The following is a 13,585-nucleotide window of genomic DNA, read 5'->3' on the forward strand; positions in this document are numbered from 1 at the left end:
CGTCATTATCATTTCAGTTACTGATGAAGGCGGTTATTATTACTGCGTAACCGCCCCACAGACTCAAGCACCCTGCTCTGTGCGCTCGCAAAGTCAGTTAATAATTCAGGCCCATATTCCCATGATTTATTAAGCGTCTGCTCCAACGCTTCTATGCATACTTTCAATTCCGACATGGCTAGATTGGCCGCCACACCTTTCATTGCATGGAGAAATCTCAATGCCGAATCCACATCGCCCGCTTGTAAAAAAGCATCCACACGGATCTGTGCATCGCTAAAGCCCTCATAAAACTTCAGCAGTAAGTCATGCAGCAGTCGCTCGTTTCCTACAACATTTTTTAAGCCCTGTTGTATATCAATGCCGGGCAAACATTCCGGCAGTAATGCTGTTTTTTGTTGGCTTGCCTTCGCCAAACAGGAAGCCGGTGTCTTCCGTAATTCCGGCTTGATTAAATCAATCAAGTTTGCCAATAGCTCATCAACGTCTATAGGCTTGGTCACATACCCGTTCATACCTATGTGCAGACACTTTTCCCTAACATCGTTCATGGCGTGGGCCGTCATCGCAATAATCGGCAAATCACTAAATTGCGCTTCAGAACGTATGATGCGGGTTGCCTCATAGCCATCCATGATCGGCATTTCCAAGTCCATTAATACCGCATCAAAATAGCATGTTCGTATTTTTTGCACCGCATCCCGACCATCCGAGGCAATGCTGACCTCAAAACCTTCCTGCTCCAGCGTTTCTTTCGCAATCTGCTGATTAATATGATTATCTTCCACCAACAGCAACTTTGCCCCTTTAATTTGATGCAGCTTTTCGTTTCCCGTCCCTGGACGGCGGACTTGCGAGGGCGGATATTCGTCAAAATCAGTTTGATTAAACGCTTCAACAACCGCGCTGAACAGCGCCGACGCATGCACCGGTTTAGCAAGAAAGCCATCCAGATTAAGATCTTTTGATCGCTGTACATGTACAACATCCTCCCTGCTATGCGTGGTTACTATGATAATGTGAGGAATACAGGCGATTTCAAGACTATTTTTAATATGCCGCGCAACCGAAATACCGTCCATTTTGGGTAAATTCCAGTCCATGAGTACAAGCCGATAAGGATCTTCAGCGCAGGCGTTTTCCAACAGCTGAATGGCTTGCTCACCCGTGCTGACGGACGTCACTTGAAAAAAAAGGCTTTTCAAATGCAAGCACAAGGCATTCCGCGATGTCTCGTCGCTATCCACCACTAATGCTTTTACGCCGCGAAAAGCATCGTGCGATGCCGAGTATTTTTGACTTACCTCATAGGGTTGCTCAAAGATGGCGGTAAAAATAAAAGTACTCCCCTGCCCTATTTCACTGTTTACCGTAATGACACCACCCATCATATCCACCATTCGCTTGCAAATGGCCAGGCCCAGACCGGTTCCGCCGTATTTGCGGGTGGTAGATTTATCGGCTTGATTAAAGGACTGAAATAGCCCGCCTATTTGTTCTGTGGTCAAGCCTATGCCGGTATCCTTAACAGAAAACTCAAGCCTAATTTGATCCGCACTTTTTACTTGTTCGGCGCCTTCCGCTAACGCGACTTTAATATCGACATCGCCGCCGCGGCTGGTAAATTTTACCGCGTTGTTGACTAAATTAAGTAACACTTGGCCCAGCCTTAGCGGATCGCCTATCAAATCCGAAGGCACATCGTCGGCGGTAATAAATCGTATCTTCAGGCCTTTTTCTTCCGCTTTGCCACTCATCAAACTGAAAAGATCGTTCAGCACGTCATCCAGATTAAATGCGATCGTTTCCAGCTCCAGCTTCCCGGCTTCGATTTTGGAGAAATCCAGAATATCGTTAATGATCCCGAGTAATGCGCGTGAAGAAATCTGAACCTTAGTCAAATAATCCTGCTGTTTTGCAGTCAGGTCCGTCTGCAAAGCTAACCGGGTCATACCGATGATCGCATTCATCGGCGTCCGGATTTCATGACTCATCATCGAAAGAAACTCTGATTTGCTTTTATCGGCCGCAATGGCCTGATCTCGCGCCTCGGCCAATTCGGAGGTGCGGTTTATTACTTTTTGCTCTAACGTCCGACTGTATTCTTCAAGCTTATCGTAAGAAATCTTCAGGTTCCGGGCCATTTGAGAAAACGCTGTCGTTAGCGCCCCGATTTCGCCATCCGGGTGAATCTTTTTAACATTGTCGCTGACCGCAAAATTACCTTGAGCCAACTCATTTGCCAATCGGGTCAAGTGCATTAGCGGCCTGGAAAGACGTTCAGACACGAACAATACGATACACGCGCCAATCAGGATAAAAATGGCTGCGGTTATTAATAACCGCGTTATCATTTCGCCGATTTGACTAATACTCTCCTCTCGGGAATTAACAATCTCCTGATTAAGAAGATCCAGGGAAAAACCCAACCGGAGAACGCCCCAAGGCCTCGCACTCACTTGAATCGGCATGATAAATTCCATAAAGGATTCACCGTTGCTTACATACTCATTAACCGTTGCCGTCTTTTGACCCGCCGCAAACAAGTCCTCTTTTTCGGATAAAATCCCCATTTCCAACTGCGGCTTTAGCGTATGAATATACGCCCTCCCTGAGGCTTGCATTAATATGATGTAACGAAGCTCTTTATTTTCCTGCACCGCATTTCTTAACTGGTCGGCAACCAGGGAAAGGTTGACGGAAGCGATGCCATTCTTAACTTGACCGGATAAATTACCGGATAAAATCTGCCCTCTATCGATTAGCCGTCCTTTCATCAGCGTAATGCGCTTTTCCAGTTCCTTCTCGAACACATCTTTTTGAAACTCAATCTGAATGAAGGTTAACAGCATCAATAAGGCGATAATTAAACCCACCATCGTAACGAGCAGCTTTCTAAAAATACTACGTTTAACCATTTTGCTTAAACTCAAGATTGTATTGGGGGGATTTATTTTGATTACTTGCGCTTACTTCTGACGGCATTATAAATCCAACTTTAAAAGCAGCCTGATTAATTGCACCGTTTCGGTTATTCTGTCAGCCATTTAATAAATCTCTCGAAGACACGAAGTTTTTATCTTGATTTTTCTTCGCATGCTTCGTGGTTTTATGCTTTAAGCCCCGTAGACCGAAATGACAAAACCACTTTTATTGTGCTTCGAACCGATCGCAGATTCCAATGCCGAGATATTGATTCTGGGCAGCATGCCGGGACAGGAGTCTTTGGCGGCGAGTCAGTATTATGCGAATCGACGCAATGCCTTCTGGAAAATCATGGCGCAATTGCTTGGGTTTGATCCGGACGCTACATATGAAGATCGGCTACACGCGCTGAAAACAGCCCGCATCGCACTCTGGGATGTGATGCAATCCTGTACGCGAGTCGGCAGCTTGGACGCAAAAATTGACAGCGGCTCCATCACTGTAAATGACTTTCAGAGCTTCTTTCATACGCACGACAAGATCCGTGCGGTGTTCTTCAACGGGGCAAAGGCGGAGTCGGCGTACCGGCAGTATGTTTTGCCTACCGTCAGCACCGCTTCAGTCAGCTACATGCGTCTCCCATCGACCAGCCCGGCGCATGCCTCTCTTTCCTATGAACAAAAGCTTCATGTATGGAGGACAGCGTTGAACGCTGTCGACCGGAATAAGCCTGTTTAAGCGGCAGCGCGAAGTGAATGAACTTATCCCCGGCCTATGCTATTTCTTTTTGAAATAAAAAACCTGCTTATTGGATTCTCTTATCAATTGAATAATTTGATGCCCGGTCTGGTCGGCATAAACGCCAAAATCCAAGTGCGCAGCCGGATCGGTTGCGATCACTTTGACGACATCGCCGCTGGCCATGTCCATCAAGGCTTTTTTCAGGCGCAACAAGGGTAATGGACAAGTCAAACCGCTGGCATCTACTTCCAGGTTAAATTCGATCATAGGTTTATTTTAAGTTTTCTCAACTAAGTTTGGTGCGCTTATAATACCATCCTCTTTTAAATCCAAGAATCATCATAACTAAATGGATTATTTCCCTGTATTTTTAAAGCTTAAAGACCAGCCTTGCCTGGTTGTTGGTGCGGGCGAAATCGCCGCCCGGAAAATTGAATTGTTGGCACGAGCCGGCGCAAAAATCACCGTGATAGCCAGGGAGATAAGTCCCACGGTATTAAGCCTGCAAGCGACGCATAACTTAACGCTGCTGCAAAAGTCATTCTCCCCTGCCGATCTTGGCGAATTCAGGCTGGTGGTATCGGCAACCGATAATACGGAGACCAATTGCCTGGTTGCCAAAACGGCGACGGACCAAAATATCCCTGTCAACGTGGTCGATAATCCCGAGCTGTGCAGCTTCATTTTTCCGGCCATTATCGACCGCTCGCCGATTATTGCCGCGGTATCCTCCGGCGGTGCCGCACCGGTATTAGCCCGTTTGCTCAGGGCTAAAATAGAAACCGTGATTCCTCCCGCCTATGGTCGGCTTGCCGGTCTGGCTGACAAGTTCAGGGATAAGGTCAAACAGCATATTAAGCAACCCGCACAACGCAGGATCTTCTGGGAAAATGTCTTGCAGGGTTCGATCGCTGAACTGGTCTTCTCCGGCAAGGAACAGGAGGCCGAACAGCAATTAGAGCAGACCCTGCTCAAGCAAAAAGAAAACCCAAACCTCGGCGAAGTCTATCTGGTTGGCGCCGGCCCCGGCGCACCTGACTTGTTGACTTTCCGCGCACTACGGTTGATGCAACAGGCCGATGTCGTTGTCTATGACCGACTGGTTTCGCCGGAAATTCTCGATTTGGCCCGCCGGGATGCCGAAAAGATTTATGTCGGCAAACAACGGCAATATCATGCGCTTCCGCAGGAATCCATCAATACCCTGCTGGCTGATTTGGCTAAAGCAGGAAAACGGGTGGTGCGCTTAAAAGGCGGCGATCCGTTCATATTCGGCCGCGGCGGCGAAGAAATTGAAACCTTGATGCAGCAAGGCATTAATTTTCAGGTCGTTCCCGGCATTACCGCCGCTTCCGGCTGTGCAACCTACTCGGGCATCCCGCTAACCCATCGGGATCATGCCCAATCCTGCACCTTTGTCACCGGCCACCTGAAGGATAATTCCGTCAATTTAAACTGGACGCAACTTGCAGCGCCTAATCAAACCATCGTCATCTATATGGGGCTGGCTGGTCTGGAAAAAATCTGCCAGTCTTTAATTGCGCACGGCAGCCCCAAAGATTTACCTATTGCCCTTGTTCAACAAGGCACCACGTCCAACCAGCGGGTGATTACCGGCACCCTGGAGACATTACCGGACAAAGTTGCCGGTCAGGACATCAAGCCGCCCACTTTGATTATTATCGGCACGGTAGTAACCCTTCATGACAAGCTGAGCTGGTTTCAGACCCGCCGACTTGATTAACTATTGTTTGTCATACCTTAACTTAAAGGCCGATTAAACGATTCAGTTATCATTCATAGCCGTTGTCGATAATATAACTCAGGGAAAATAAATAAATAAAACAATTGAATTTTCCCGCCAAATTCCCTATGCTTTCACGGTTTAACTTTTAATCGAACTGTTATTTTCTTCAACAATAAACAGCAGTTCTTTTTTTACTACCAAGAGGAGAGGTCAACATGAAAAAAACATTAGGTACACTAGCTGGTATCGCTTTACTCGCTTTAAGTGGACAAGTATTTGCCGACGAAGCTAGCGATGTGGGTAAGAAAATTTATGAACGCGCTTTCGGTCGCGGTTGCGGCACTTGCCACGATATCGCTTCAAATCCACAGTTAACTGCTTTAATTAAAGCCGGCCAATTGGACAGAGCGAAATTCGAAACCGTTCTGAAAGAAGGTAAAGGCGGCATGCCGAAAGCTATCGCTGAAATCATGAAAAATCCAGCCGTTGTTAAAGCTGGATACGGCGAAGACCAAGCTGTTGATGCTCTGTACAAATATCTGGGCGGCAACTAAAACCCGGATCGACAGACCATAAAAAAGCCGCCCCAATATACAAACCGGGGCGGCTTTTTTTTGTGTCCGAAAAACCGAAAATCAATCCTTACCCAAATAACTTGTTTTGCTTTCTTTATAAGGTAACCGGTTACGATTTTTAATCCAGATACCCGCAACTGCCGCCAGCATCAACCCGCAAGAAGCAATAGTCAAATAGATCAGACGTTTTAATTGGGACATTTCCTGCATTAGCTGCTCATTGGAAACGACCGCCTTTCCCTTCTTGGTGGACTCTGAATAGGAACGGAGAACTTTAAGGTCATTCTTCAAATCTTCTATGGTCCCTATAGAACTGGAAACGGAACCCACCCGGAGACTCTCTTCCAACGCGTTCAATTTACTTTCAATTGAACCGCTGACCAAGCCGACAAGCTGTCCTTTCAGGGCGTTAACTTCCGCTGACATCACGGGATTCATCTCAGCCGCATAGGTCTCGGTAGCCGTGGCGTTTTTATAGCGATTTAAGAAGTTATCGGTTGGGAACAATAAAAAGCCCCCTATCAAAACAACAACCATCAAGGAACAGATTATAGTCAGCAACAATCTGTTAACTTTCATTAATGCATGATGCGAAGGTATTCTTTGCAGAACCGTAGAAGCATTGCCTGGCAATCCCTCTACGACTGAATTTATCTTATCTTTATCACTCATTAATTACTTCCTCTCGAACCAGGAACCCATGGCAACCAACCATCCTGCCCGAACAATTATTATTTTTATAACAAACCCTGTCGGCAGTAGTGCTTACCTGACTCGCGATTATACAAGTTTAATCGACAAATTCTGCATTTTATTTAAATACAAAGGCAGCATAAGATTTCAAACCTTATGCTGCCTGTCGCATTAACGTAATCGCTTGGCAGCGGCTATTCTCATTCTCAGCGCGTTTAACTTGATAAAGCCCTCGGCATCTTTTTGATTATATGCGCCGCCATCATCTTCAAACGTCGCAATACTTTCATCAAACAGGCTGTCGGTATCGGAAGCGCGACCGACAACGACTACATTGCCCTTATAAAGCTTGAGCCTGACTTTGCCGTTAACGTTCGCCTGAGACGCATCTATCATGGTTTGCATCATTTCCCGCTCAGGACTCCACCAGTAACCGTTATAGACTAAAGAAGCATAGCGCGGCATCAGCTCGTCCTTTAAATGCGCCACTTCCCTGTCCAGCGTTAATGATTCAATCGCACGATGCGCTTTGAGCATCACCGTACCGGCCGGTGTTTCATAACAGCCGCGCGATTTCATGCCGACATAGCGGTTTTCCACGATATCCAATCGACCGATGCCGTTTGCGCCGGCAACCTTGTTTAATTGCTCCATCACTGTCGCAGGCGAGCAAGGTACGTCATCAATGGCGACAATATCGCCCTGACGGTAAGTCAGCTCAATGTAAGTCGGTTTGTCGGGTGCGGATTCAGGCGAAACCGTCCAGCGCCACATATCCTCTTCAGGCTCCGCCCAAGGATCTTCCAGAACCCGGCCCTCGTAAGAAATATGCAGTAAATTGGCATCCATCGAATAAGGCGAGGTTTTACCTTTCTTCATTTCCACCGGAATTTTATGTTTTTCGGCATAGTCCAGCAACGTTTGACGGGAGGTTAAATCCCATTCCCGCCAAGGCGCAATAATCTGTATATCGGGACGCAGTGCGTAAGCGCCCAGCTCAAAGCGTACCTGGTCGTTACCTTTGCCTGTTGCGCCGTGAGAAATGGCATTCGCACCGGTTTCATTGGCGATTTCGATGAGCCGCTTGGCGATTAAAGGACGGGCAATTGATGTGCCCAGTAAATATTCGCCCTCGTAAACCGTATTGGCGCGAAACATCGGAAAAACATAATCGCGCGCAAAGTCTTCGCGCAAATCTTCAATGTAAATATCTTTAATACCCATCGCTTGCGCTTTGGCTCGCGCAGGTTCCACTTCTTCGCCCTGCCCCAAATCAGCTGTAAAAGTAACCACTTCACAGTCATAAACATCCTGCAACCACTTAAGAATAACGGAAGTATCCAGACCTCCGGAATAAGCTAATACAACTTTATTGATTTCCGACATAACACCTATACCCTGAGTTAAAAATGTTGCAAATTATACCTGAAAATACAGGTTTCGGCAGTAACACAGGCGTGATTAAAAGTACGGGGAGTTCATTGCAACTGATGCAAAAAAATTTGCATCAACAATCTGCGCCTTATTCGAACTATTATTCCAGCAATAACCTGACAAACTCGTCAGCCGGTACAGGTTTGCTTTTGAGATAGCCTTGGTAAGCGTCGCAGCCTTTGTCCTGCAAGAATGCCAATTGCTCGACCGTCTCCACGCCTTCCGCCAGGACTTTAAAGCCCAGCATATGTCCCATAGCGATAATAGTGGCGGCAATTTCCATATCATCTTGAAGATGGGGAATATCATCGATAAAGCTCTTGTCTATTTTCAACGAGTCCAAAGGAAAATGCTTGAGATAAGCCAATGACGAATAACCGGTGCCGAAGTCGTCAATAGCGAAACGCACACCCTGGGAACGTAAATCATTCAGGAGTCCCATAACCTTACTTTGGCTCTCCATCAGTCCGCTTTCGGTCATTTCCAGCTCCAGCTGCTCTGCCGGAAAACCGGTTTCATTCAGTACCGTAGTAACCAAAGCACCAATATCAGACCGACGGAATTGGTGAGCGGATACATTGACTGCCAAGGTTAACGGCGGTAAACCCGCATCCAGCCATTGCCTGCCTTGGCGACAGGTTTCCCGTAATACCCATGCGCCAATCTCCAGAATCAGGCCGGTTTCTTCGGCCAGGGGAATAAAGTGGATCGGCGCAATCAGTCCCTCAATCGGGTCCAGCCAGCGCACTAACGCTTCCGCTCCGATGATGCGTCCTGTGACAATATCAACCTGCGGCTGGTAGAAAACCCGCAATTCCTGCTGCTCAATGGCTTTGCGTAACCGGGCTTCCAGCGCGATGCGCTGACGGGCCGCCAAGGTCAGGTCTTCGGAATAATAGGCAAAACAGCCGCGTCCTTCCGCCTTGGCTTTATTCAGCGCCGCATCGGCGTAACTGATCAACGTGTCGGGGTTGTCGCCGTGCTGAGGATACAGGCTTATACCAACGCTGGCAGTAATGTGTATCTCATCGCCTTGGCTTAAATAGAAAGGCTTGCTCAAAATAGCGATAACCTGTTCAGCCACCCGCGCAGCATCTTCCGTGTGCGTAATGTCTTCCAGCAGCATGATAAACTCATCGCCACCCAGGTGGGCAAGCAAGTCCACTTTACGTAATCTGGCAACTATGTCTACTTTACGCAACCGGGTCGCTATTCGTGTAGCGACTTGCTGCAGCAGTTCGTCACCGGCCAGATACCCCAAACTGTCGTTAATCACTTTGAATCGATCCAAATCCAGCATCATCAACGCAAGTTGTTTGCCGTCGCGTCGCTCCACTTCGATGCTGTGTTTCAATCGCTCCAGCAGCAGACGGCGGTTAGGCAACTTGGTCAGCGAGTCATAGAAAACCAGGTCGTGAATAGTTTCCTCCGCCTTTTTATGCTGGGAAATGTCATCAAAAGTCCCAACGTAATTGACCACATTGCCCTCAGCATTGGTCACGGCGGTAATGGTAATCCGTTCGGGATAGACATCACCGCACTTGCGTCGGTTCCAGATTTCGGACTGCCAGTATCCGTCACGAACCAAGCTTTCCCACATGGTTTGATAAAACTTCGCATCCTGATAACCGGACTTGAGCAATGCAGGCGTCTGGCCGATGGCTTCTTCGGCGCTGTACCCGGTGATCCGGACAAATGCCTGATTGACCTTGAGAATAACCTGATGGGTATCAGTGATCATCATGGCCTCCTGAGTCTCGAAGGCGATAGCGGCAATACGAAGATCGGCTTCAGCTTGTTTGCGCTCGGTTATGTCGCGAATGATACCAGTGACGAACCAACCTTCAGAAGCCTCCCACTTTGCCAGCGAAAGTTCCAGCGGAAATTCGCTCCCATCCTTACGCAGCCCTGCCAATTCGACTGTCTTGTCGTTAATGTGCGACACTCCGCCCGATAACACCCGCTCCATACCGATAAGATGCGGATCATGGTATCGAGGCGGCATCAGTAAGGTCAACGGCTGACCGCTAACTTCGGTTTCCGTATAACCAAAAATAGTCTCTGCGCCCCGGTTCCAGCCGGTAATATTTCCCGCACTATTAGTTGTAATAATGGCATCGCTGGCGGAATAGGTCACCGCCCGGTATCGCGCCTCGCGCTCCAGCACCTTCTGCTCGGCCTTCTTGCGCTCATTGATGTCATATAACACAACCAGATGAACGCTCCCCAAGGACTGCTTGATGGACGAGGCATTCGCCAGCACGGTTTTAGTCGATCCGCTATGACACCGTATATTGAGCTCTACAGGATTGAATTGACTGTCATCATGCAACACTGTTTCCAGCGTTGTTTGCCAGGTAGCCGCCATCCATTCCCGGTATTCCGGATCCGGGCTTGCCTTTGCCCACCAATCAGTCAGGGTTGGAATATCCTCCAACGTGTAACCGAAGGTTTGAATAAACGCAGGATTCAGGAAGGTGATGTTTTGCTGGTCGTCATTCAGCACCATAGGAACCGGAGAAGCATCAATGATTGAGCGCAGCCTTGTTTCGCTGGCCTTGTCTTCAAGGCGAGCCGCAAGCAGCGCATTAAAACCATCGGCCATTTCGTTGAAGCTGTCGCCAACCTGACGAAGTTCGTCGCGCGTACCCAGATTAATACGTTCGCGCATATCACCACCGGCGAACACGCGCGCCGAACGGGTAAGCGACTGAATACTGCCGATCATGGCGTAATAAATACCTATCAGAAAATAATGCACCACCAGTAACAACAGGACGGCAATACCGATACTAACGTGCAATTTATTTTTTGTATGTTGAATGCGCGCAGTAATCAACGCTTCCGTCTTTGGCAGCAAGGTCTGATCCATCTGCCGATAACCTTTGTCGATAGCTGCCGTGGCCATCTTAAAGAAGTCTTCAGGACTCGTGACAAAATGCTCGGTGATAATATCCGACTGCACAAGATCGACAATCTGACGCGCCGAATCGACTATATCTTCGGTTGCCGCCAGCAGCGGATTTTGTATTTCAGGATTGAATTGACCGGTCTTCTCAAGATTGATCGCAAGAAACTTAAGCGCGTGACGAAGTTCGGCAATCAGGGCAATCATCTCGGCTTGCTGATAGGCCGAGATTTGCTTTTGGGTCAAAATACCGGTGCCGAAGGCGCGTATCCGTCCGAGCCTCTCAAGTGCCAGCGGCAGTTTATTGATGGTCGTATCGATCAAGTAAAACGCATCGGCATCCGAGTCAAAGGTCAGCGCATAGTCATCAGCGACGCGCACCTCAAATACCAGCATCCGGTCGATCAAGTCGGTATGTGTGCTGAAGTTTTCGTCCACCGTCCAGTGAGACCAACCTTTTTGTAAACTATTCCAATCGGCTTTAAGTCGCACCCAGTCTTCGCTTAAAACCAGGCTGGTAGATAGCCCCCGTTCTATCGCGTCAAAAGCCGCAGCTGTTTCAATTTCCTTGGCATCGCATTGATTGCGCATCGCTTCATTGCCGCCGAGAACGCCTGTCGACAACCCACGGTGCTGTTGCATAAATTGCACGCTGCTGGAAATGGGCTTGATCAATTCAAGGCCTTCCAATTGTCGTTGCGAGGTACGGGCAACCTGATTAAGGCTCGCGTAAAGACTGTACACGACCACGGTAATCGCGACGAGATATATCAGCCCCAGCACCATGAATTTTCTGGTGTAATCCAGCCGGTTCATCAGGGCAATAGCAGGGGAAAACAACTTATTCATTGTTCTTTATTTCCTTAATTCACGACATCTGAACATGATATGGCGGCAAAAAGCCAAATCCATTGTAAACATGGGACTGATGACACATTCTTCCTGATTGAACATCCCGTTACTGTTTTAAATTGAGTCGGTGAGCAAATATTTTTATCGAGCACTTACGCAGGATAACGATGCCCGATTCTAACTGAAACGCTTAGTTTCCTCCAGCACAGATAACTCCGTCATGGTATTAATGTTGCTGAATATTTCCGTTTCGTTACTAAAATCCACCCGAACCAAGTTCTGCTGAGCCAGCCAAACCTCGACTTTACGCTGACCATCCGCTAAATACTCTTGCAGGCTGGTTTGCAATGCGGTCTTTATCGCCAAGAAAACCGGATGCAACCTTGTTCCATCAAAAGCGACGGCAACATCAGCATTATGTTCCGCACGGGTTAATAACAGTTTCTGCAGGTGTTCCGTTTTAATTAACGGCGAATCACAAGGAATAACCACCAAGACATCGGCATCGGCATCGGCATCGGCATGAATCATTGCAGTTAATATGCCCGCCAAAGGACCGTCAAAACTGTCGGTTTGATCGCTAATAACCGGCCACCCGAATTGCCGGTATTGATCAATATTCCGGTTGGCATTTATAAACACACCGTCCACAGCGGGAGCCAGCGCGGCAATGGCGTAACTGACCATCGGGCGGCCATTAAAGTTCATCAGGCCTTTATCCTGATTATTCATGCGCCGGGCACGGCCTCCGGCAAGAATCACGCCTGCTACTTTTGTTTGACTGTTCATAATGGTAAGCTTTGAATATCGTGGGTAATGGTCAAAATCGTTCAACCGAACGGCTATTCTCGCAAGCCTGTTGTTTATTGCAAGCTACGCAACCTTTTTCACTTTACTGACTTATGGGACTAAAAAATCATCAATGAAAATTAAATACACACCCGCCATTCTCGGTTTTGCGTTAGTTGTCGTTATTCCAGGCTGCGCCACGGCACCGGAAAAACCGGTTGAACAAGCCGAGCCTGCACCGTTTGTCAGCGACTACCCTACCCGCGACCGCGTTGAATATGTTTTAAATTGCGTTGCACAACATGGAGGCCTGACTTATATCACCCAATATGCCTGCGGCTGTAAAATCGACAAAATAGCTGAAAAACTGAACTTCGCCGAATACGAAGCCGCGAAAACCTTTACCTATTTAACCAAAGGCCAAACCGGCGATGCCGCGGCGGCCATGCGCGACCCGGCTCAATCCAAAGATTTGAGAAAACGGCTTAAAGAAGCTGAGCAATATGCGGAAAAAACCTGCTTTGTGAAATAGAAAGACTCGCTTTACGACGGCATGGACAGATTTTTTTACTCCATGCGAAATCTGCATAGCGGTTGTGCCGAGACGATAAAAAGGGTGACCTCGGTCACCCTTAATTATATTCCGCAAAAAAACCTATCGAAAAATATCATCAATATGCGTCTATGCGTGAACAGTGCATTGCTTAAAAACGGATAAATCTTTTTAGCGTACTGTGTTCAAAAAATATCCATTATAAATAGAGACATAACCGATACTTTCAAAACACTTATATTTTTGTCTATTTTATAGCATTTTTACACCCAAAATATCTTGTGCTATGCTACCCGGCACACTTAAATATGCAACAGTCAGGAACAGCCGTTGTTTTAATCAGGATGGATTCTCCATATTGAGACGAC

Annotated in this window: 10 protein-coding genes; 4 read left to right on the forward strand and 6 right to left on the reverse strand. The window is 47.6% G+C overall.

Annotated features, from left to right (window positions below; genetic code table 11):
* Nucleotides 1–17: 17 nt before the first annotated feature.
* Complete coding sequence (locus tag METTU_RS05785) at nt 18–2,918, reverse strand: response regulator (RefSeq protein ID WP_006890371.1); 2,901 nt, start codon at nt 2,916–2,918, stop codon at nt 18–20.
* A gap of 217 nt (nt 2,919–3,135) precedes the next feature.
* Here METTU_RS05785 and METTU_RS05790 point away from each other — a divergent pair, with 217 nt between their 5' ends.
* Nucleotides 3,136–3,663 carry a DNA-deoxyinosine glycosylase gene (locus METTU_RS05790; RefSeq protein WP_006890372.1) on the forward strand — a complete coding sequence of 176 codons (528 nt, stop codon included), beginning with the start codon at nt 3,136–3,138 and terminating at the stop codon, nt 3,661–3,663.
* Nucleotides 3,664–3,702: 39 nt separating this feature from the next.
* Here the strand turns inward: METTU_RS05790 and METTU_RS05795 are convergent, their stop codons facing one another.
* Entirely contained in the window at nt 3,703–3,933 is a 231-nt protein-coding gene (locus METTU_RS05795; protein WP_006890373.1) for a sulfurtransferase TusA family protein, read from the reverse strand.
* A gap of 82 nt (nt 3,934–4,015) precedes the next feature.
* On the opposite strand from METTU_RS05795, the gene cysG reads away from it, so the two are divergent.
* Nucleotides 4,016–5,410 carry a siroheme synthase CysG gene (gene cysG / locus METTU_RS05800; protein ID WP_006890374.1) on the forward strand — a complete coding sequence of 465 codons (1,395 nt, stop codon included), beginning with the start codon at nt 4,016–4,018 and terminating at the stop codon, nt 5,408–5,410.
* 218 nt (nt 5,411–5,628) lie between these two features.
* On the forward strand, nt 5,629–5,967 hold the full coding sequence (locus tag METTU_RS05805; protein WP_006890375.1) for a hypothetical protein: 339 nt from the start codon (nt 5,629–5,631) through the stop codon (nt 5,965–5,967).
* 81 nt (nt 5,968–6,048) lie between these two features.
* On the opposite strand, the gene METTU_RS05810 is transcribed toward METTU_RS05805, so the two are convergent.
* The 4 genes from METTU_RS05810 to mobA form a co-directional block, all read right to left on the reverse strand.
* Entirely contained in the window at nt 6,049–6,660 is a 612-nt protein-coding gene (locus METTU_RS05810; protein WP_006890376.1) for a hypothetical protein, read from the reverse strand.
* 192 nt (nt 6,661–6,852) lie between these two features.
* Nucleotides 6,853–8,067, reverse strand: coding sequence for an argininosuccinate synthase (locus METTU_RS05815; RefSeq protein ID WP_006890378.1), 1,215 nt, complete (start codon nt 8,065–8,067; stop codon nt 6,853–6,855).
* A 148-nt stretch (nt 8,068–8,215) separates the two neighbouring features.
* Complete coding sequence (locus tag METTU_RS21625; protein WP_006890380.1) at nt 8,216–11,872, reverse strand: bifunctional diguanylate cyclase/phosphodiesterase; 3,657 nt, start codon at nt 11,870–11,872, stop codon at nt 8,216–8,218.
* A gap of 180 nt (nt 11,873–12,052) precedes the next feature.
* Nucleotides 12,053–12,664: a molybdenum cofactor guanylyltransferase MobA gene (gene mobA, locus METTU_RS05825; RefSeq protein WP_006890381.1), complete on the reverse strand. Its 612-nt coding sequence runs from the start codon at nt 12,662–12,664 to the stop codon at nt 12,053–12,055.
* A gap of 133 nt (nt 12,665–12,797) precedes the next feature.
* On the opposite strand from mobA, the gene METTU_RS05830 reads away from it, so the two are divergent.
* Nucleotides 12,798–13,196, forward strand: coding sequence for a hypothetical protein (locus METTU_RS05830; RefSeq protein ID WP_006890382.1), 399 nt, complete (start codon nt 12,798–12,800; stop codon nt 13,194–13,196).
* The last annotated feature ends 389 nt before the right edge of the window (nt 13,197–13,585 follow it).

Origin of the sequence: Methylobacter tundripaludum SV96 (assembly GCF_000190755.2) — a bacterium.
Taxonomy (GTDB): Bacteria; Pseudomonadota; Gammaproteobacteria; order Methylococcales; family Methylomonadaceae; genus Methylobacter_A; species Methylobacter_A tundripaludum.